The sequence below is a fragment of the Thioalkalivibrio sp. AKL7 genome, from assembly GCF_000381705.1.
GTDB lineage: Bacteria > Pseudomonadota > Gammaproteobacteria > Ectothiorhodospirales > Ectothiorhodospiraceae > Thioalkalivibrio > Thioalkalivibrio versutus.
On the sequence record NZ_KB906950.1, the window covers coordinates 298802 to 318542 of the forward strand.

23 protein-coding genes and 1 tRNA gene are annotated in these 19741 nt (G+C 67.3%); 18 read left to right on the top strand and 6 right to left on the bottom strand.

Annotated elements, in window-relative coordinates; translation table 11 throughout:
* The first annotated feature begins 241 nt into the window (after positions 1-241).
* The 9 genes from G315_RS0108425 (at position 242) to trpC (ending at position 8555) form a co-directional block, all read left to right on the top strand.
* Positions 242-565: a c-type cytochrome gene (locus G315_RS0108425; protein WP_018952353.1), complete on the top strand. Its 324-nt coding sequence runs from the start codon at positions 242-244 to the stop codon at positions 563-565.
* 193 nt (positions 566-758) lie between these two features.
* Positions 759-1448: a ribulose-phosphate 3-epimerase gene (gene rpe, locus G315_RS0108430; RefSeq protein WP_018145151.1), complete on the top strand. Its 690-nt coding sequence runs from the start codon at positions 759-761 to the stop codon at positions 1446-1448.
* A 23-nt stretch (positions 1449-1471) separates the two neighbouring features.
* A complete protein-coding gene (locus G315_RS0108435) occupies positions 1472-2155 on the top strand; it encodes a phosphoglycolate phosphatase (RefSeq protein ID WP_018145152.1) in 684 nt (227 codons plus the stop codon).
* A 94-nt stretch (positions 2156-2249) separates the two neighbouring features.
* A complete protein-coding gene (trpE, locus tag G315_RS0108440) occupies positions 2250-3737 on the top strand; it encodes an anthranilate synthase component I (RefSeq protein WP_019612314.1) in 1488 nt (495 codons plus the stop codon).
* A 9-nt stretch (positions 3738-3746) separates the two neighbouring features.
* A complete protein-coding gene (locus G315_RS0108445) occupies positions 3747-4550 on the top strand; it encodes a triacylglycerol lipase (RefSeq protein ID WP_018145154.1) in 804 nt (267 codons plus the stop codon).
* A gap of 139 nt (positions 4551-4689) precedes the next feature.
* Positions 4690-5283 carry an aminodeoxychorismate/anthranilate synthase component II gene (locus G315_RS0108450; protein ID WP_018168959.1) on the top strand — a complete coding sequence of 198 codons (594 nt, stop codon included), beginning with the start codon at positions 4690-4692 and terminating at the stop codon, positions 5281-5283.
* A 166-nt stretch (positions 5284-5449) separates the two neighbouring features.
* Complete coding sequence (locus tag G315_RS0108455; protein WP_018952356.1) at positions 5450-6679, top strand: multidrug effflux MFS transporter; 1230 nt, start codon at positions 5450-5452, stop codon at positions 6677-6679.
* Positions 6680-6708: 29 nt separating this feature from the next.
* Positions 6709-7743, top strand: a complete 1035-nt coding sequence (gene trpD / locus G315_RS0108460; protein ID WP_019612315.1) for an anthranilate phosphoribosyltransferase — start codon at positions 6709-6711, stop codon at positions 7741-7743.
* Positions 7740-8555 (top strand): indole-3-glycerol phosphate synthase TrpC, encoded by an 816-nt coding sequence (gene trpC / locus G315_RS0108465; RefSeq protein ID WP_018937369.1) that lies wholly within the window; start codon positions 7740-7742, stop codon positions 8553-8555. The genes trpD and trpC overlap by 4 nt, the downstream gene beginning before the upstream one ends.
* A gap of 84 nt (positions 8556-8639) precedes the next feature.
* Here the strand turns inward: trpC and crp are convergent, their stop codons facing one another.
* The gene (gene crp / locus G315_RS0108470) at positions 8640-9287 is read right to left on the bottom strand and encodes a cAMP-activated global transcriptional regulator CRP (RefSeq protein WP_018145159.1); all 648 of its coding nucleotides are present in this window, start codon (positions 9285-9287) and stop codon (positions 8640-8642) included.
* 198 nt (positions 9288-9485) lie between these two features.
* Between crp and G315_RS0108475 the strand changes: the two genes are divergently transcribed.
* Together G315_RS0108475 and speD are read left to right on the top strand one after the other, a co-directional pair.
* A complete protein-coding gene (locus G315_RS0108475; RefSeq protein ID WP_018168962.1) occupies positions 9486-9914 on the top strand; it encodes an OsmC family protein in 429 nt (142 codons plus the stop codon).
* A gap of 90 nt (positions 9915-10004) precedes the next feature.
* A complete protein-coding gene (gene speD, locus G315_RS0108480; RefSeq protein ID WP_018937368.1) occupies positions 10005-10814 on the top strand; it encodes an adenosylmethionine decarboxylase in 810 nt (269 codons plus the stop codon).
* Positions 10815-10872: 58 nt separating this feature from the next.
* Here the strand turns inward: speD and coq7 are convergent, their stop codons facing one another.
* Positions 10873-11514, bottom strand: a complete 642-nt coding sequence (gene coq7 / locus G315_RS0108485; protein ID WP_018937367.1) for a 2-polyprenyl-3-methyl-6-methoxy-1,4-benzoquinone monooxygenase — start codon at positions 11512-11514, stop codon at positions 10873-10875.
* 63 nt (positions 11515-11577) lie between these two features.
* Entirely contained in the window at positions 11578-12771 is a 1194-nt protein-coding gene (locus tag G315_RS0108490) for a (Fe-S)-binding protein (protein ID WP_019612316.1), read from the bottom strand.
* 103 nt (positions 12772-12874) lie between these two features.
* Here G315_RS0108490 and G315_RS0108495 point away from each other — a divergent pair, with 103 nt between their 5' ends.
* From G315_RS0108495 to G315_RS0108515, 5 genes are all read left to right on the top strand, one after another.
* Positions 12875-13612 (top strand): YdiY family protein, encoded by a 738-nt coding sequence (locus tag G315_RS0108495; protein WP_019612317.1) that lies wholly within the window; start codon positions 12875-12877, stop codon positions 13610-13612.
* 82 nt (positions 13613-13694) lie between these two features.
* Positions 13695-14000, top strand: coding sequence for a ferredoxin (locus tag G315_RS0108500; RefSeq protein WP_018168966.1), 306 nt, complete (start codon positions 13695-13697; stop codon positions 13998-14000).
* 65 nt (positions 14001-14065) lie between these two features.
* Positions 14066-14142: transfer RNA gene (locus G315_RS0108505), tRNA-Met, on the top strand.
* A 112-nt stretch (positions 14143-14254) separates the two neighbouring features.
* Positions 14255-14956, top strand: a complete 702-nt coding sequence (locus tag G315_RS0108510; RefSeq protein WP_019612318.1) for a M15 family metallopeptidase — start codon at positions 14255-14257, stop codon at positions 14954-14956.
* Positions 14957-15050: 94 nt separating this feature from the next.
* Complete coding sequence (locus tag G315_RS0108515; protein ID WP_018168968.1) at positions 15051-15260, top strand: hypothetical protein; 210 nt, start codon at positions 15051-15053, stop codon at positions 15258-15260.
* A 34-nt stretch (positions 15261-15294) separates the two neighbouring features.
* On the opposite strand, the gene G315_RS0108520 is transcribed toward G315_RS0108515, so the two are convergent.
* The 3 genes from G315_RS0108520 to G315_RS0108530 are packed head-to-tail and all read right to left on the bottom strand — an operon-like array spanning position 15295 to position 18212.
* Positions 15295-16305: a M14 family metallopeptidase gene (locus tag G315_RS0108520; RefSeq protein ID WP_018951674.1), complete on the bottom strand. Its 1011-nt coding sequence runs from the start codon at positions 16303-16305 to the stop codon at positions 15295-15297.
* A gap of 8 nt (positions 16306-16313) precedes the next feature.
* Positions 16314-17753 (bottom strand): glutamate-cysteine ligase family protein, encoded by a 1440-nt coding sequence (locus tag G315_RS0108525; RefSeq protein WP_018948106.1) that lies wholly within the window; start codon positions 17751-17753, stop codon positions 16314-16316.
* A gap of 3 nt (positions 17754-17756) precedes the next feature.
* A complete protein-coding gene (locus G315_RS0108530) occupies positions 17757-18212 on the bottom strand; it encodes a hypothetical protein (protein ID WP_019567591.1) in 456 nt (151 codons plus the stop codon).
* A 141-nt stretch (positions 18213-18353) separates the two neighbouring features.
* Between G315_RS0108530 and G315_RS0108535 the strand changes: the two genes are divergently transcribed.
* Together G315_RS0108535 and G315_RS0108540 are read left to right on the top strand one after the other, a co-directional pair.
* Positions 18354-18917: an RNA polymerase sigma factor gene (locus G315_RS0108535; RefSeq protein ID WP_018175650.1), complete on the top strand. Its 564-nt coding sequence runs from the start codon at positions 18354-18356 to the stop codon at positions 18915-18917.
* Complete coding sequence (locus tag G315_RS0108540) at positions 18907-19734, top strand: hypothetical protein (RefSeq protein WP_018175649.1); 828 nt, start codon at positions 18907-18909, stop codon at positions 19732-19734. Before G315_RS0108535 ends, G315_RS0108540 begins: the two co-directional genes overlap by 11 nt.
* Positions 19735-19741: the final 7 nt, after the last annotated feature.

Consider the following 19741-nt stretch of genomic DNA (forward strand, 5'->3'; position numbering starts at 1 on the left):
GCGCGCCGCGCCTTGTCTCGGAAAATCTGGGGCACCAACGCGAACGCGTTCATTGATCAGTGTTTCCCTGGGAAGGCTTCGGCCCGCATTCTCCGACCGATCGAATGGCTCCATGGAGCGGCCTGTGGCTATGTCCCTGTTTGGTTCTATGTTAATGCACCATTCAGGAAAGCCCTGCTAACGTTTGCATCAAGACGGGGCGACGGCCCCGCCCGGGAACTTGAGCGAGGAGACTAAAATAATGAAAACCAAGCTGTTCGTGCTTGCCGGTATTGCCGGCAGTGTCCTGATGCTGTCCAGTGCGGCCCAGGCCGCCGATATCCAGGCGGGTCAGTCCAAGTACCAGAACACCTGTGCCAGCTGTCACGGTGCCCAGGGCAAGGGGCAGGCGATCTTCCCGGCGCTGGTCGGCCAGGACGCGGAAACCGTGGCCAGCCTGCTGGAGCGCTATCGCGCCGGCGAGGAGGTCGGTGATCATACCGCGCTGATGCGTCCGCAGGCCCAGGGCCTGAGCGACGACGACATCGCCAACCTGTCCAACTACATCGCGACCGAGTTCAACTGATCCGGGCGCCTTGGTAGAGGCAAGCGAAGCCAGCCAACGGGCCGGGGGGTTCCCCGGCCCGTTGGCGTTGGAGTGCCGCCCGCTGCGACCACTGGCTTTTGCCTGGCATCCCGGCATCCGGTAAAGTTCGGCGATTCCGAGAGCACGGTCGACGGTCGGCCCTGCTTCACCAGCGATCCCTGCGAGGCTTTCCATGGCACAACCCGATTTCATCGCTCCGTCCATCCTTTCCGCCGACTTCGCCCGCCTGGGCGAGGAAGTCGACAACGTCCTGGCGGCCGGTGCCGACACCGTGCACTTCGACGTGATGGACAACCACTACGTGCCCAACCTAACCATCGGCCCGCTGGTCTGTGATGCCCTGCGCAAGCACGGCGTGACCGCGCCGATCGACGTGCACCTGATGGTCAAGCCGGTGGATCGCATCATCCCGGACTTCGCCCAGGCCGGTGCCAGTTACATCACCTTCCATCCGGAGGCCTCCGATCACATCGACCGCACCCTGCAGCTGATCCACGCCGAGGGCTGCAAGGCCGGGCTGGTGTTCAATCCGGCAACCCCGCTGTCCTATCTCGAGTACGTGATGGACAAGGTCGACATGATCCTGCTGATGTCGGTGAACCCGGGCTTTGGTGGCCAGAAGTTCATCCCGAATACGCTGGACAAGCTGCGCGCCGCGCGCAAGATGATCGACGACTCCGGGCGTGACATCCGCCTCGAGATCGATGGTGGTGTGAAGGCCGACAACATCCGCGAGATCAAGGCCGCCGGTGCCGATACCTTTGTGGCCGGGTCCGCGATCTTCGGCGCCGGCAGCGACACCGACCCGAACCGCTACGACAGCATCATCCAGCAGATGCGCGACGAGCTGGCCAAGGCCTGAATCGACGGTTACCGGAGACCGGGATGTCCCTGAAACGCCCCCGCATGATCCTGATCGACCTGGACGGTACGCTGATTGACAGCGTGCCGGACCTGGCCTTTAGTGTGGATGCGATGATGCGCGAGCTGGGCCTGCCAGAACGCGGCGAGCCGGCCGTGCGCAACTGGGTCGGCAACGGCGTGGAACGGCTGGTCCAGCGTGCGCTGGTAAACGACCTCGACGGCGAGCCGGACGCGGAGCAGTTCGCACGTGCGCTGCCGGTGTTCATGCGTATCTACCAGGAGAACACCGCCGGGCGTTCGCCGCTTTACCCGGGCGTGCGCGAGGGGCTCGACCAGCTCAAGGCCGCGGGGTATCGCCTGGGCTGCGTGACCAACAAGGCCGAGCGCTTCACCGTGCCGCTGCTGCGCGAGAAGGGCATCCTCGACGACTTCGAGATCGTGGTCGCCGGCGACGCCCTGCCGCAGAAGAAGCCGGATCCGGCCCCGCTGCTGCACGCGGCCGACAAGCTCGGCGTGGACCCGTCCGAGGCTTTGATGGTCGGGGACTCCAAGAGCGACGTGAAGGCCGCCCGCGCCGCTGGCTTCCAGATCGTCTGCATGACCTACGGCTACAACCACGGCAAGGATATCCGCGACGAGCACCCGGACGCGGTGCTCGATCGGCTGGACGAGCTGCCGGACCTGCTGCCCGCCCGGGCGGCGTGATCCGTGATGTCGGCAACGGACCGGACAATGGGGCGATGGCGAGACGGCGAATGAACCGCCACGCCATCCATCCCCCTTGTCAGGAACCGTTGTGATGACCCCCGAACAGTTCGATCAGCTGGCCCGCGAGGGCTATAACCGCATCCCGCTGGTGCGCGAGGTCCTGGCGGATCTCGAGACCCCGCTGTCCATCTTCCTCAAGCTGGCCAACCGCCCGTATTCCTACCTGTTCGAGTCCGTGCAGGGCGGGGAGCGCTGGGGGCGGTATTCCTTCATCGGCCTGCCGGCGCGCACCCTGGTGCGCGTGCATGGCCACAACATCACCGTGGAGACCGACGGTGCGGTGGTGGAGCAGACCACCGAGACGGACCCGCTGGCCTGGATCGAGGCCTATCAGGCGCGCTTCAAGGCCGCGGAGCTGCCGGGACTTCCACGCTTCACCGGTGGCCTGGTCGGCTATTTCGGGTTCGAGACCGTGCGCCTGATCGAGCCGCGCCTGGAGGGGCCGGAGAAGCCGGATGCCCTGGGGTTGCCGGATATCCTGCTGATGGTCTCCGAGGAGGTCGTGGTCTACGACAACCTCTCCGGGCGGCTGTATCTGGTGGTACACGCGGATACGACCCAGGCGGGTGGCCAGGCCGTGGCCGCCGCCCGCCTGGACGAGCTGGAGGCCCGCCTGGGCGAGCCGCTGGTACCGCCTGAGGATCCGCCGCATCCACACGCGGTGCCGGAGTATGTGTCCGGCTGGTCGGCCGAGGGCTATCAGGCTGCGGTCGCCCGGGCGCAGGAATACATCATGGACGGCGACGTGATGCAGGTAGTGCTGGCACAGCGCATGAGCGTGCCGTTCTCCGCACCGCCGCTGAACCTCTACCGTGCCCTGCGGGCGCTGAACCCGTCGCCCTACATGTACTACCTCGACCTGGACGATCACCACGTAGTGGGTGCGTCGCCGGAGATCCTGGTGCGCCTGGAGGACGACTGCGTGACCGTGCGTCCGATCGCCGGCACCCGCCCGCGTGGGCGTACCGAGGCGGAAGATCGCGCGCTGGAGGCCGAACTGCTGGCGGATCCAAAGGAGCGTGCCGAGCACCTGATGCTGATCGATCTGGGGCGCAACGATGTCGGCCGGGTCTGCGAGATCGGCTCGGTGGAGGTGACTGACACCATGAGCATCGAGCGCTACTCGCATGTGATGCACATCGTCTCCAACGTGGAGGGGCGGCTGGCCCCGGGCCACTCGCCGATGGATGTCCTGCGCGCGACCTTCCCGGCCGGGACCGTCTCGGGGGCACCGAAGATCCGCGCGCTGGAGATTATCGACGAGCTGGAACCGGTCAAGCGCGGGCCCTACTCCGGTGCGGTGGGGTACCTCTCGTGGTCGGGCAATATGGACACCGCGATCGCGATCCGCACCGCCGTGCTGCACGACGGTGAGTTGCACATCCAGGCCGGGGCCGGTGTAGTCCACGACTCGGTGCCGGAAAACGAGTGGCAGGAGACCCTGAACAAGGGGCGCGCGGTGGTGCGTGCGGCCGAGACCGCCCTGGGCGGTCTGGGGCCCCGGCGCCACCGCGACTGAGGGCCGGTCATGCGGTGCGGTGGCCTTCGCATCCTGTTGCTGGTGCTCGGGCTCTGGCTGTTGCCGGGGCTGGCGGCGGCGCAGATCGTGGTGCTGGTACCCGGGGGCTGGGATCGCGGCGACGGTTTTCGCCAGGCCGGGTTCACCGCGGCCCTGAACGCCGCCGGCTATGCCGATGGCGGGCGTGCCCGTGCAAACGTGGGCGCTGCGCACTTCGAGCGAGCTCCCGACCCCGCCGCACGCCAGTTCTATACCGTGGATCTGCCGACCGCTGTGGCTCCACCGGAACGGGCGCGGGCGCTCGGCCAGGTGGTCGATGGTCTGACCCGGCGCCACCCCGGCCGCGAGCTGGTGCTGGTCGGGCATTCTACCGGCGGGGTCGTGGCGCGCGAGCTGCTGGTGCGTCAGCCGCACCCGGCCATCTCCACCCTGGTGACCTTCTCCGCGCCGCATGCGGGGGGCGGCTGGTCCGCGCTGGCGCGTTCGGTGACGGATGCGCTGGCCGATTCCCCGCTGGGGCTGTACGCCCCGTTCGCCGGAATGCAGGGGCTGCACCGGCGCGAGGGGCTGTGGGGGCCGGAGGGCGGCTCGCCGGATGCGACGCACCTGGAGTGGCTGAACACGCGGGAGCATCCGCCCATCCGCTATGTATCGGTGGTGCGGCTGGCCGACCCGTGGGTGGATGCCGCCAGTCAGGACATGAACCGTCTCCCGGCCTTGCGCGGACGGGCGCATACCCTGCCCAGCCCTGGCGGGCACCGGTTGGAGGCCGCCGACGGCACCCTGCTGGTGGCGCTATTGCTGCCGCGATGAAGGCGCACGGTTTCGCCAGCGCGATTGCGGTTGCGGCGCAACCACTCGGGACCCGGGGTATGCTTGGTTCCTGCCTGGGTGCGCATGACCTCGGTTTTATTCGTCTGCCCGTTTCTTTCGGCCTCCAGGGGCGTTCGCCATGATCCTGATGCTCGACAACTACGACTCGTTCACCTTCAACCTGGTCCAGTACCTGGGCGAGCTGGGGGCGGAGGTGGTGGTGCACCGCAATGACTGCATCACCCCGGAACAGATTGCGGAGCTCGACCCCACCGGTATCGTGATCTCCCCCGGCCCCTGTACGCCGAACGAGGCGGGGGTGTCGCTGGAGGTGATCCGGCGCTTTGCCGGCGAGATCCCGATCCTCGGGGTCTGCCTCGGGCACCAGGCGATCGGCCAGGTCTTCGGTGGCCGCGTGGTGCGGGCGCGCGAGATCATGCACGGCAAGACCTCGCCGGTGCATCACACCGGGGTCGGGGTGTTCGCCGGGCTGGAGAATCCGCTGGAGGCCACGCGTTATCACTCGCTGGTGGTCGAGGCCGCAAGCCTCCCGGAATGTCTGGAGGTCACCGCCTGGACCCAGCGCGAAGACGGCTCGCGCGACGAGATCATGGGCCTGCGTCATCGCGAGCTGGATGTCGAGGGCGTGCAGTTTCACCCGGAATCCATCCTGACCCGCCAGGGGCACGAACTGCTCGGCAACTTCCTGAGTCGCCTGCCCCAGCCGGCGTGAAGCGCAGGTCAATAGACACCTCTCCGCCCGGCGCTCACTGCTTGTTCTGGATGGCAGGCGGGGTTCGCCTAGCCGTGCCTGCTGGCGGTATTGCGGCTCGCACCGCTCGCGCGGCGGCCTCTCGCGGGTCGTGCCCGGCCGGTGTCCACTCTCGATTCCGACGCGCATGCCTCGCTTGAGGGGCGCCGCCACGGAACGCCGCACGCGGCTGCGCTTCGCCCTGCTGGTAGCGCCGCTGTCCATGCTGGCGCCGTTCTCGCTGGATACCTATCTGCCCTCGTTTCCGGCGATGGCCGAGGCCCTGGCCGTCGATGGCGTGGCGATGCAGGCGACGCTGTCCGCCTATCTGGTCGCGTTCGCCGTGGCCACCCTGATTGCCGGCCCGCTGTCGGATGCCTATGGCCGGCGCCCGGTGGTGTTGTGGGCCCTGCTGGCCTACGTGCTGACCTCGGTGCTGCTGGTATTCGCGATGGAGTACTGGCAGGTGCTGGCGTTGCGCATGGGACAGGGGCTGGCGGCGGCGGCCGGGGTGGTGGTCGGGCGAGCGCTGATCCGCGATCGCTTTGATCCCACCGACGCGCGGCGGGTGTTCGCGCTGGTCACCATGATGTTCGCGATCGGGCCGGCCGCCGCGCCGATCATCGGCGGCTGGTTGCAGGCGGCGTTTGGCTGGCGTTCGGTGTTCGCCTTCCTGACACTCTACGGCGTCTTCCTGCTGTTGGCGGTGCGCGCCTGGATGCCGGAGACCCTGCCGCCGGTCGGCCGCGTCTCCAGTCACCCGCGTCCGGTCATCCGGGGCTACCTGGGCACGCTGCACAACCCGGCGTTCCTGTTCCCGGTCGCGGTCCATGCGGGGATGTTCGGGGCGATGTTCCTGTTCATTGCCGCGTCCCCGACCATCATCTACGAGCACCTGCAAGGCGGGGAACAGGACTTCTGGTGGTTGTTCGGGCCGCTGGTCGCCGGGCTGGTGGTGGGCGGCTTCGTCGCCGGGCGCGTGGCCGGGGTGGTGAGCCCGCAGCGGGCCGTGGCCATCGGGCTCGGGCTGTCTGGGCTGTCGCTGGCGCTGGTGGGCCTGGCGGTGCTGGCCGACGGTCCGGTGGTCGCGATCACCCTGCCATTCGCGCTGTACAGCTTTGCCCTGGCCACCGCGATGCCGTCCCTGACCCTGTTGGCGCTGGATTGTTACCCGGGCGCGCGCGGCATGGCCGCGGCCATGCAGGCCTTCGTGCAACTGGGCTTCAGTGCGTTGCTGGCGCTGTTCCTGGTCGACTGGCTGGACGATGCCATGGGGCGTCTGGTCCTCGCGGCGTTGCTGCTCTGGGCCCTGGCGCTGGCCGCCTGGCTGGTCGCGCCGGGCGGTGGTCGTGCGGGCACCGCGCGGACGTTACACTAGCCGCTTCGAATTTCCGCAGGAGCAAGCCCGTGACCGTGCAGCAAGCGATAGCGGCCCTCATCGAGCGCCGCGACCTGGACGAGGCGACCATGACCGCCGTGATGCAGGCGGTGATGACCGGCGAGGCCACGGATGCCCAGATCGGCGCGTTCCTGGTGGCCCTGCGCATGAAGGGCGAGACCATCGAGGAGATCCGCGCGGCTGCCGGCGTGATGCGCTCGCTGGCCACGCGCGTGGATGTGCCGCGTACCGGGCTGGTCGATACCTGCGGAACCGGCGGCGATGCCTCGGGCACCTTCAATATCTCCACCGCCGCGGCGCTGGTGGCGGCGGCGGGCGGCGTGCGGGTCGCCAAGCACGGCAATCGCTCGGTGTCGTCGAAATCCGGCAGTGCCGACGTGCTGGAATCGCTGGGGATCTCGCTGGGCCTGTCGCCGGCGGCGGTGGGGACCTGCATCGACGAGGTCGGTGTTGGCTTCCTGTTCGCTCCCGCCCACCACGGCGCGATGAAGCACGCGATCGGTCCGCGCAAGGAACTCGGCGTGCGTACGCTGTTCAATGTGCTGGGGCCGCTGACCAACCCCGCCGGGGCGCCGAATCAGGTGCTCGGCGTGTTTTCCCAGGATTGGGTGCGCCCGCTGGCCGAGGCCCTCAAGGGGCTCGGTAGCGAGCACGTCCTGGTGGTGCATGCCGAGGATGGTCTGGACGAGATCAGCATCGCCTCGCCGACCCGGGTGGCGGAGCTGCAGGATGGCGAGATCCGCGAATACACCATCCGTCCGGAGGATTTCGGGCTGACGACCGCCGCGCTGGATGCGGTGCGGGTCGACAGCGTGGAGGCCTCGGCCAGCATGCTGCGCGGCGTGCTGGACGGACAGGCGAGTGCGGCGCGCGACATCGTGCTGCTGAATGCCGGGGCGGCGATCTACGCCGGTGGCGGAGCGGACACACTCGCAGCGGGGATCAAGGCCGCCGCCCGGGCGATCGATTCCGGCGCGGCGCGCGAACGGCTGGAGCGCCTGCAAGCGACCAGCGCAAGACTGGCAAACAAGGAAGCACAATGAGTGAAGGCAACGCAGTACCCGACATCCTGCAGCGCATCCTGGAGCGCAAGCGCGAGGAGCTGAAGGAACGCGAGGTGTACTGGCCGCTGCGCGAGTTGCGCGGCTGGATGGGGTCCGCCCCGGCACCGCGCGGTTTTCGCGCGGCCCTGCAGCGCGATATCGACGCCGGGCGCCCTGCGGTGATCGCGGAGATCAAGAAGGCCAGCCCGAGCCAGGGCCAGATCAGCCCGAACTTCAACCCCGAGGCGTTTGCGCGCAGCTACGAGGAGCATGGTGCGACCTGTCTGTCGGTGCTGACCGACGTGGACTTCTTCAAGGGACGCGACGGGGACCTGCGCGACGCGCGTGTGGCCTGCACGATCCCGATCCTGCGCAAGGATTTCGTGATTGATCTCTACCAGGTCTACGAGGCCCGTGTACTCGGCGCGGATTGCGTGCTGCTGATCGCGGCGGCGCTGGATGACACGGCGCTGCACGAGCTCTTCTTCCTGACCCGCGAGCTGGGCATGGATGCCCTGGTGGAGGTGCACGACGCCGAGGAGCTGGAGCGGGCCAAGCGCATCGGGGCCGACCTGATCGGCATCAACAACCGTGACCTGCACAGCTTCGAGACGCGGCTGGAGACGACGCTGGAGTTAAAGGATCAGGTGCCGGAGGAGGCCCTGCTGGTGACCGAAAGCGGCATCCACACGCGCGAGGATGTCGCGCGCATGCAGGCGGCGGGGGTGAATGCCTTTCTGGTGGGCGAGGCCTTCATGCGCACCGAGGACCCGGGCGCGGCCCTGGGCCAGCTGTTCCGCGGCGAACAGTAGCCTCTCCCAAGGGAGGGGCGAAGGCCCGGGCCGAAGGAGGCTGGCCCGGGTTTTATCTCGACGGAGGCTGCGGGGAATGCAGCGTCAGCGGGTGCCGAACACCACGATGGTCTTGCCGTGGGCGGTGATCAGGCCGCGTTCTTCCAGATCCTTCAGCACGCGTCCGGCCATCTCGCGCGAGCAGCCCACGATACGCGCGATCTCCTGCCGGGTGATGCGCAGCTGCATGCCGTCGGGGTGGGTCATCGCGTCGGGCTGCTGGGCCAGGTCCAGCAGGGTGTGGGCGATGCGTCCGGTGACATCCACGAACGCGAGGTCCATCACCTTGCGCGAGGTCTGACGCAGGCGGGCCGCGATCTGGCTGGTGAGCAGCATCAGGATCTCGGGGTCGCGCTGGGCGATCTCGCGGAACTGGGTGTAGGGAATCTCCGCGGTCTCGGTGTCCTCGCGGGTGGTGACAGTCGCGCTGCGCGGGTCGTCCTCGAACATGCCCAGCTCGCCGAAAAACTCGCCCTTGTTCAGGTAGGCAAGTACCAGCTCATGTCCGTTGTTCTCGCCCAGTACCGAGACTGAACCACTGACCACGTAATACAGTGTGTCGGGTACGGTGCCCGAGTGAATGATCGTGGTGCGCTTGCGGTACTGGCGCCGGTGGCAGTAGCCGAGGAAACGCTCCAGCGCGGGCGATGGCTGCGCCGGGCGGTAAATGAACGGGTTGTTCAAGGCTTCCATGGTCACGTCCGATATCAGCTTCCTGAGGATGAGCGCCAGTGTAATGCAGCATCCGTGCCCTGCACCCCGGGGTAACTGGCACCGTTCACAAAATCTGCCGGCAGGGCCCTGTTTTGTGCAGCAGGTCCGCCCTGAGTAGAGTTCTACCCGAGTATAGGCGTGGATTTCTCCATCCAACAGTGTGAAAGGACAAGCCCGATGCAGGTGAAAGTGAAATGGCTGGATCAGGTGGCCTTTGTCGGCGAGACCGACAGCGGCCACGCGGTGGTGATGGACGGGGCGCCGGATGCCGGGGGGCGCAACCTGGGCGCACGCCCGATGGAGATGCTGCTGTTGGGGATGGGCGGTTGTACCAGCTTCGATGTGATTGCGATGCTGAAGAAGGCGCGCCAGCAGGTGCTGGACTGCGAGGTGACCGTGGAGGGCACGCGGGCGGAGACCGTGCCCAAGGTCTTTACCGACATCCATGTGCATTTTCGCGTGTACGGCCACGCGTTGTCGGAGAAGCAGGTCGGGCGTGCGGTGGGGCTCTCGGCCGAGAAGTACTGCTCGGCCTCGCTGATGCTGGGGGCCTCGGCGAAGGTGACCCATGACTTCGAGATCATCGAGGGGCCGGCGCCGCGCTGAAGCCGCGTCTCCCTGGGCCCGTCCTTGGACTTGCGGGCCGGGGCGTCTACAATTCGCCGCTCGCTGCGGCCCGGGCCAAGAGGACACGCCATGCCTCGTCACAAGAAGCAGATCAAGCTCCACGGTTTCAATAACCTGACCAAGAGCTTGAGCTTCAATATTTACGATATCTGCTATGCCTCGGGTGACCGGCATCGCGATGAATACATCGCGTACATCGACGAGGCGTACAACGCCCAGCGTCTGACGCAGATCCTGTCCGATGTGGCCCACCTGATCGGGGCCAACATCCTCGATATCTCGCGCCAGGACTACGATCCGCAGGGCGCGTCGGTGACCATGCTGATCTCGGAAGAGCCGGTGGCCACCGAAAAGATCGGCTACACCGAAGGCCCCGGCCCGCTGCCGGAGACCGTGGTCGGCCACCTGGACAAGAGCCACATCACGGTGCACACCTACCCGGAGGCGCACCCGGAGGGCGGGATCGCGACCTTCCGCGCGGATATCGACGTGTCCACTTGCGGGCGCATCTCGCCACTGCGCGCCCTGAACTACCTGATCCACAGCTTCGAGTCCGACATCGTGATCATGGACTACCGCGTGCGCGGCTTCACCCGCGACGTGCGTGGCAAGAAGCACTTCATCGATCACAAGATCAACTCCATCCAGGACTTCCTGTCGCGTGACACCCAGGAGAAGTACCAGATGGTGGATGTGAACGTGTACCAGGAGTACCTGTTCCACACCAAGATGGTGCTGAAGGACTTCGACCTGGACAGCTACCTGTTCGGGCTGGGCAAGGATGATTACTCGGCCAAGGAGGCCAAGCGCATCTCCAAGCTGCTCAAGCACGAGATGATGGAGATCTTCTACGGCAAGAACATGAGCAGTCCGGGCTGAGGCCGTGCTCGCCGCGTGTTGCACGCGGCGATGATCTTCGGGCGTCCCGTGTTGCGGGTCAGATCCAGTAGGCGGTGCGCGTCATCACGCTGGACGTCAGCGGCATCAGGAGGTTGCGCACCGGCCACGGGGGCGCCTTGCCGCCCAGTGCCATCGCGTGCGCGCCGTGTTCCACTTCGTCCTGCTTCATCTGCGCCAGGATGCGCGCGGAGACCTCGTCGTGCGCCGGAAGGCGCTCCAAGTGGCGGTCCAGGTGGCGTTCCACCTGGCGCTCGGTCTCGTCGATAAAGCCCAGGCTGTAGGCATCGCCGGTCAGGCCGGCGAGCGCGCCCATCCCGAACGAACCCATGTACCAGAACGGCCCCAGCAGGCTGGTGCGGCCGCCCAGGTCGTGTACCCGGCGGGCGCACCAGTGCAGGTGATCGCCCTCCTCGCGCGAGGCCTGGTCCAGGTGGCCGCGGATCTCCGGGTTGCGGGCGGTCAGCATCTGGCCCTGGTACAGCCCCTGCGCCGCGACCTCGCCGGCATGATTGACCCGCATCAGGCGGGCGGACAGGTCGCGTTCGTGATCCTCCAGGTGCGGCCCGATGTCGTCCCCACCCGGGGAGGGCCGGCCGGTGGAGCGGGCCTGTCCGGAGACGACCTTCACGAAGGCGTCGGCCTGGTTGATCAGGTGGTCCAGCGGGGAAAGTCGGCGCATGGTTCCGGTCCGGTTGGGGCGTCGTGGTGTACCCCTCAAGGGTACCGCAAGCGCGGGCAGGGATCAGCGCCCGGCGGAGTGGTGGGTGTGGTTTTTCAGGCGCCGGGCCAGAAAGCGGGCGGGTGACAGGATTTCCGGCGGGTCCGATTGTTCGCTTGCCAGCGCCCGCAGGTGCACGCTGCAACCGACATTGGGGCTGATGATCGCGTCCGGGGCGTCGGCGGTCAGGGCCTGCAGGGTCTCGGTGCCCAGGTCGTCGGCCATGGCCGGCTGCGTGAGCATCGCGGTGCCGCCGGCGCCGCAACAGTTCGGCGCGTCGGCGACCGGCACCAGCGTGACCCCGGGCAGGCGTTCCAGGAGTGCGGGCAGCTCGCGGGCCTCGCGGGTGACGTTGCGCAGGGTGCAGGGCCGATGCAGCGCGATGCGTATCGGTGTGGCGTCCCAGATATCTCCGTTGGTGTTGGTGTCCAGCCACTGCGCCAGAAACCGGGTGAGGCTCTGGCTGCACGCTGCCAGCGTGCCCTCGGGGTATTCGCGCAGCGTGGCCTCGCAACCGCTGTCCAGCGCGATCACCGGCACCTCGCGGGTGCCGAAGGCTTCGCCATTCCGCGCCTGCAGCGCCTGCGCCGCCGCGCGGTGGCCGGTGTGCTGGTCCAGCGCTCCGCAGCAAACCTGGCCCTGCGGGATGGCGACGCGCACGCCGAGGGCGTCGAGGACCTCCAGCGCGGCCTCCAGGTCGGGTCCGGTGAAGAAGCGGTCCATGCAGCCGGTAAACAGCAAGGCATCGGCCGTATTCGGGCTCGCGGTCGCGTGCAGTCGGTGGGCGGGTGCCAGGGAGTCGCGGGTGTGGGCGAGACTGCGTTCCCAGCCGCCGCGTGGCAGCAGGCGGTCTACACCCAGGCGGGCGCCAGTGCGCGCCGCCAGCCCCCCGAGGCTGCGCAGGCTCGGATGTAGCAGGGCCTGGTGCTGTAGCGCCTGGCGCCAGCGCTCCCCGCGCGACGGCGTGGTGGGGTGTTCGGTCAGGATCTCGCGGGCGCGGTCCATCAGTGCCCCGAAGGGCACGCGTGCCGGGCACACCGCCTCGCAGGAGCGACAACCCAGGCAGCCTTCCAGATGGCTGCGCAGGCGTTCGGATTCCGGCTCCAGCCGGCCCTGGGCCAGGCCCTGCATCAGGGTCAGCCGCCCGCGCGGGGAGTCGCCCTCGACCCCGTGCCAGCCGTAGGTCGGACAGTGCGGCAGGCACAGCCCGCAGTGCACGCACTGGTCCGCGGCGGAAAGTCCCCGGAATCTCAGGGGCTGGTCCGATGCGCCGAGCGGCTTTGCTAGGGTCTTGCCCTCATTCGATTCCGGGAGGTCTCCCATGCTCGTGCGTTCGTTCCGGCCCGTCGGGTCTGCGTTTGCCTCGCTCATCCTGCTGAGCATACCAGTCTCGCAAGGGCTGGCCTGGGAGGCGGAAGGCTGGCAGTCGACGATCGAGCTGGGGGCCTCCAAGACCACCGGGAACACCGAGTCCACCACGGCCACGGGCCGTTTCCGCGCGGAACACACGACCATCGACTGGCGCAATCGCATCCGCCTGGATGCGTACTTTCACGAGGAAGACGACGAAACCACCGGCGAGCGCTACATCGCCGGCTATCAGGCGGACCGCAAGCTGGGCGAGCACGACTATTTGTTCGGGGCGCTGCGCTACGAGCGTGACCGCTTTAGCAACTATGACTATCAGGGTTCGGCCACGGCTGGTTATGGTCGTCGCCTGATCGACGGCGAGCGGGTGCAGCTGGACGGCGAGATCGGTGCCGGTATGCGCCAGGTGCGCATCCGCACGACCGGGGAGACCGACAGCGAACCGGTCGGTCGCCTGGCCGGCAACTTCCGCTGGGAGATTAGCGACAACGCCCGCCTCACCGACGAGTTGCTGATCCTGACCGGTAGCGACAACACCGAGATCGAGAACATCCTCGCGCTGACCGCGGACGTCACCAGCCGGATGTCCCTGCGTACCAGCTTTACCGTGAAGCACAACACCGACGTCGAGCCCGGCGTGGAGAATACCGACACCATCACGGACGTGAGCCTGGTCTACCGTTTCCGCTGAATGCACGGACAGCGCACGCTGCCACCCGCCGTTTTGCCGGTGGCAGCGTTATCATGAGCCGCAGGGATCACCGGAGACTTCCATGGGCTACTACCAGCGCCATATCTTTTTCTGCACCAACTGCCGCGAGGACGGCAACTGTTGCGAGGACCACGGGGCGACCGAGATGCGCGCCTATGCCAAGAACCAGGCCAAGGCCATGGGCATCCACGGCAAGGGCCAGGTGCGGGTGAACACCGCCGGCTGCCTGGACCGCTGCAACGAGGGACCGGTCGCGGTCGTCTATCCGGAGGGCGTCTGGTACACCTACCAGGACGAACGCGACATCGACGAGATCCTGGAAGAACACCTCAAGAACGGCCGCGTGGTCGAGCGCCTGCAGATCTGAACCCCGCCGGGCGCCGCGCTGGCTTGACTTTATGCGCCGGCCTCCGGAGAATTCGCAGCCCGCGTGGCTACGTAGCTCAGCTGGTTAGAGCACATCACTCATAATGATGGGGTCCCCTGTTCGAATCAGGGCGTAGCCACCACCGAATTCTCCAAAAGGGCTGCCTTCCGGCAGCCCTTTTTGGTGTTGGGCGCTGCTACCGGTTTTGGCTTTGCGTATCCTGGCAGTGACGAAGGCGTGGGCAAGGGGGCGCTATGCGCAGCAAGCGGACGATTCTGGCGGGGCTTGGGCTGCTGGTTGCAATGGCGGCAGGCGGGGTCTCGTGCGCTGCTGAGGCGCGCCCGGCAGGGTTTGTTGCGGCGGGTGACGTGGTAACGGACCTGGTCGAGGAGATCCGGTACTTTGGCGACGACAACTTCGTGGGCGAACCGATCGATGGTTACGAGTCCCCCGTTTGCATCCTGACGTCCCCGGCCGCCCATGCCCTCGCCCGGGTGCAGGAACGTCTCGCGGCGTTCGGGCTTGGTCTCAAGGTGTTCGACTGCTATCGGCCCGCGCGGGCCGTCGCGCACTTCGTGCACTGGGCGGAGGACCTCGGCGATACCCGGATGCAGGCACAGTATTACCCGGAAGTTGCCAAGGACGAGTTGTTCGAGCATGGCTATATCGCGGCCCGGTCGAGTCACTCGCGTGGCTCGACGGTCGATCTGACCTTGATTGATCGCGACTCCGGCGACGCGCTGGAGATGGGCACCGGCTTTGACCGGTTCAGTCCGCGCTCCTGGCCCGGGGATGACGGTGTTTCCGCACAGCAGCGGGCCAACCGCATGCTTCTGCAGCGGCTGATGGTAGAGGCGGGCTTCGAGCCCTACGAGCAGGAGTGGTGGCATTTCACCCTGGCGGACGAGCCCTTTCCGGATCACTATTTCGATTTTGTGGTCGGCCGGGGCCAATAGGCGCGCCGGAGGGCTTTATTGCCGCCTGTTCGGGGCTCGGCTAGACTGCGCGCCGGCCGGCCCGGCTCACTGGGACCAACCTCGGATGAACGCCATGAAACGTTACGGAATCCGCATTCGCCTGCCGGAAGGCAGCACCCTTTCCATGCCGCACCTGCTGGGGGCGGACTGGGAATCCTATCGCTGGTATGACAGTGCGCTGGAGCGTGACAAGGCGCTGGCGGACATGCAGCGCGACCTCCCGAATTACCGCAAGGGCGATCACGTCGCCCAGGTCCTCGAGCGCGTCGAACGCGACGCCTGAGCCGGATTCGAATCCGTCGCGAACAGCGGCGGGATCAGAGCGTCAGCGGCTCCATCAGGTAGCACAGGCAGTCCTGGGCGATCACGCGGGTGTCCAGCGTGAGCATGGACGGCATCGCCTGGCGCTTCAGGCGGATCTCCTGACCGGCCCGCTCCAGATATTCCCCGGTCACCTCCGAACCGTCCTCGGCGATCGCGATCAGCGGGTCCTGGGCGTCCGCGTGCACATTCACCAGGCGCGAGCCGGCGGGCAGTAGCTGGAAATTCAGGCCGTCCAGGTCGGGTTCCAGGCGGACGTCGTGCTGCGCGTCCAGTCCGACCTGTAGTCCGGGGCGCACCCGTACCTGGGCCACGGTGTGGAAGATCTCGATGGCGCCCGTCCGCGGCGGCTCCTGGGCGAAGTGGTCCAGGTGCAGCACTGCATCGATCATCTCGCGCGCGTGGTCCACGCCGGCCGCGTCCTCGGGGTGGCCGCATTCCACTGTGACGGCCGGTGCGATACGCGCCAGTGCCATGGAGGCGACCCCGCGCGGCCGGGTGAAGTAGACCACCGTGCGTCCGAACAGCGCGGCCAGATTGAGAAACGGCGCCTCCAGACGGTTGATGCAGGCGTAATGGGGATTGCGCCCGGTGTTGTTGTGCAGGTCGATTGCGGCGAACAGGCCGCGTCCTTCCAGGCGCCGGCAGAGTTCGGCGAAGACGTCGGCCTCGCGCGAGCCGCCCTGCTCGGTCCCCGGCCAGATGCGGTTGAAGTCCGGCTGGTCGTCCAGGTGGCGCTGGTTGAGCGCTGCGGCCTGCGGGTTGCCCACGACCAGGGTCAGCGCGCGCGGCAGCGGGCGCCCGGTGTAGTGGCGCAGGAGTTGCTGCACCGCGTGCAGGCCCACCGGCTCGTTTCCGTGCAGCAGAAGGACCACGGCCACCGCAGGCTCGCGCTGGCCTTCCAGGTGGATCAGCGCCGGCCCGGGCACGTACTGGTGCAGGGTGGCGGGCGTGGCCTCGAGGAAGCCGTCGGGTAGTTCGAAGTATTCGTTGATCGAGAGAGTCACGGGTTTCCTCAAAGTCCCCAGGTGTGAACCGGCGCGCCGGTGTTCTGCCAGCCGCGGTAGGCGTGGACCAGGCCCGGCCAGTCGCGGCCGTGGCGCGCGACCCAGTCGCGTTGCCAGTGCGTGCCGGTCTGGCGGCTGGCGACGCGCGCAGCGATGATGCCAAGCAGGTTGTCGCGTTCGCTGCGGTCGATGCCCAGGCGCTCCAGACCCTCGGCCGCCCGGGGGAGCAGCTCCCGCGTGATCAGGCGTGGCGCCGGGACGGGGTCGCGATGGCCCCAGCGCAGGCGAGCATCCAGCCCGTAGCGGGCGGCATTGTAGAAGTTGTCGCGGGCCTCAGAAAACGGGGTCTCCAGCGTTCCGTTGGGCGATTCGGCCACCAGGTACTCGATCAGGCCCAGGGTGAAGGCGGTGTTGGCCAGCATGTCGATCAGCGACGGGCCGGCCGGGAGGCAGCGAAACTCCAGGCGCAGGCTGCGTCGGCCATCCGCGTCGCAGCCGACGATCGGCCGGTTCCAGCGCCAGATCGTGCCGTTGTGGAAGGCGAGGTGGGCCAGTTGATCGGCCGGCTCGTCGAGGGCTACCGGCAACAACACCGGGAAGTGCTCGAGGTTCTCGGTGAATAACTCGCCGATGGATGCGTGCAGATAGCCGGTGCCGAAGGTCACGCGGCGGATCGGGCCACGCGCCGAGTTGGCGAACCCGCCGACCTCCACCGATTGCTCGAACAACGGGATGCGGCTCTCGGCCCACAGGTCGTGGCCGAAGATGTAGGGCGTATTGCCGGCGGCGGCCAGCACCGGTGCCGCGGCGACCAGAGAGGCGTTGTAGGCGCGGTGGGCGACCTCGGGGCGGGTCTCGATATGCACCTGGAAGGAGGTCGCCGCGGCCTCCAGCATCACGTCCGCGTGGCGGTGCTGCAGGTGCTCGTGACCGACGATATCCACCTGCAGCGGGCGCTGGGCGCGTTGTTCCAGGATCGCGCTGTTCAGGGCCCGGTAGCGGGCCTGCTGCGACATGTGGTGGATCCCGAGGTCGTCCGGTTCCAGGGTGGGCAGGCTGCCGGCCATCAGCAGTTCCGCCCCGGCGTGGCGGGCGGCCCGGCGCGCGCGGCGCAGGGTCTCGTTCAATTCGTCGAGGATTGCGCTGAAGCAGCCGGGACCGGCGCGGAAGACGCCGCTGTTCAGTTCGACATTGAACTGCGCCAGTTCAAGGGTGGCCAGCGGGCTGTCCATCGCGGCGAGGAAGGCGTCATTGACCGGTAGCGGTCGCCCCTGGGTGTCGCATAGCCAGGCTTCGATCTCGAAGCCCAGCCGCGGGGGTGGGGCGGGGTCCTCGGGCGGTTGCGTGCGCAGCCAGTCCAGCAGCTGGGCCGTCTCGTCCGCGAGGGCCTGGTGGAAGCGGTCAAAGTCTGCCGCGCCGAAGTGCTCCTCGCGGATCTCGCGGCCCAAGGCCTAGTCCTCGTCCCGGTCGTCGTCCGGTGCGTCGTCATAGAGGCTCTCCAGAAGATCGCCCCAGATCTGTTCGTGTTGCTCGATGAAGGTCAGCAGGCTCTTGCGGAAGGCGAGATAGTCGGCCTCGAAGGCTTCGAAGTCCGCCCCGCCATTGAGCAGCTTGGCAGCGCGGTCGGTCTGCTGCAGGCTGTCACGCAGGTTGAGGCTGGCGGCCATCGCACCCTTGACGCGTTCGCGCTCGTGCGGGATCCAGGCGCGGTCCGACAGCATGGAGCGCAGGTTCTCGCCCAGTTCCAGCAGGCGCTTGCGCAGGCGCGGGACGGCGCCGATGGTGCCGGTCTTGAGCTCGCCCCAGACGGCATCGGTGATCAGGCGCGCCCAGCGTTCGCGCAGATCCCGCACGGTATCGGGGTCAAAGGCGAAAGCGCGCTCCAGTTGTTGCGGATCGAATGGCATTGGGTATCCTGATCGACGAAGCCCGGGATGTGCGGCGTCTGCGGTGGAGGGGCCGGAATAGCCTCGCGCCCCGTAGCGTCCTACAGGGTACAAGAACAAGCAAGGCCGCATGTACGGCCTGCGGATGGAGGAATCGACAACATGGCGACCTGGTTCGCGCAGCGCAGGCTGCGTCAGAAGGTGTGCGACCTGCGGCCACAGATGTACCGCATGGCATTCGCGTGGTGTCACGATGCCGCGCTGGCGGATGACCTGGTGCAGGAGGCAATGATGAAGGCCCTGACCCGGCTGAAGTCGTTGCAGGACGAGAACGCCCTGAAGGCCTGGGTGTTCCGCATCATGACCAACTGTTACCGCGACTGGGGCCGGCGGCAGAAGGACACGGTGGATGTGGACAGCATGGAGCTGTCCTGCGAGGACTGCCCGGAGCAGCAGACCGAGCGCAATCGCATGGTCGCGGATGTTCACCGGGCCATGGCCGAACTGAGTACCGATCACCGGCAGGTGGTCGCGCTGGTGGACCTGGAGGGTTTTGCCTACTCCGAGGTCTCGGAGGTGCTGGACGTACCGATCGGCACCGTGATGAGTCGCCTGAGCCGGGCTCGGGCGCAGTTGAAGAAGGTGCTGCTGGAGCAGCAGGCCGACACGGGGACAGCGGCCGATACACCCTATCTCAAGGTAGTGAGGAATCGGCATGTCGAATGAACGACTGAGTGCAAAGAATCGACCCAGCGAGGAGATTCTCAATGCCTTCGTGGACGGCGAGTTCTCGCCGGAGGATCGTCTGTTTACGTTGAAGACGATCGCCTCCAGTGAGCATCTGAGTCGCGAAGTCTGCGACATGCACCAGCTCAAGGAGCTGGTGAACATGGCCTACGAAGACGTCCCGGCCGGGCGCGCGGCCGGCACCACCGGTGGCCGTTGCCGGTTATCGCGTGGTGGACGTTCGGCCTGGTTCCCGTCGGTGGCGGCCGGCGTGCTCGCGCTGGTCGTGGGTTCGCTGGGTGGATACGAGATCACTCGCGATGCCGGTTTCTTCGGGGGCGACCATGCTGCTGCGGCCGGCCAGGAGTCCGGGGCCCTGGCGCAAATGGCTGCCAGCGATAACGCGCCCGGCGGGGCCGCGGCCCCGCAGCAGGTGTTTTCGGCAACCGAAACCGATCAGATTCTGCTGCACATCAACGAGGCGGATACCCGTGCGATGGCCGAGTTGCTGGACGACATCGAGAGCATGTATCGCGAGGCGGCCACGGTCGGGCGCGACCTGAACGTGCAGGTGGTGGTGCACAACAACGCGATGGGCATGCTGCGAACCGACAGCGCACCCTATCCGGAACGCGTCGCGAGCATGGCGGAGGCGTACCCCACGCTGCGCTTTACCGCCTGTGCCCAGACCCTCAACCGCCTGGCGCGCGAGGAAGGCCAGAAGGTGGATATCCTGCCACAGGCTGAACTGATCGATTCCGGCGTCGCCGAGGCGGCCCGCCGTCAGGCGGAAGGCTGGATCTACATCAAGGTCTGATTCGGCA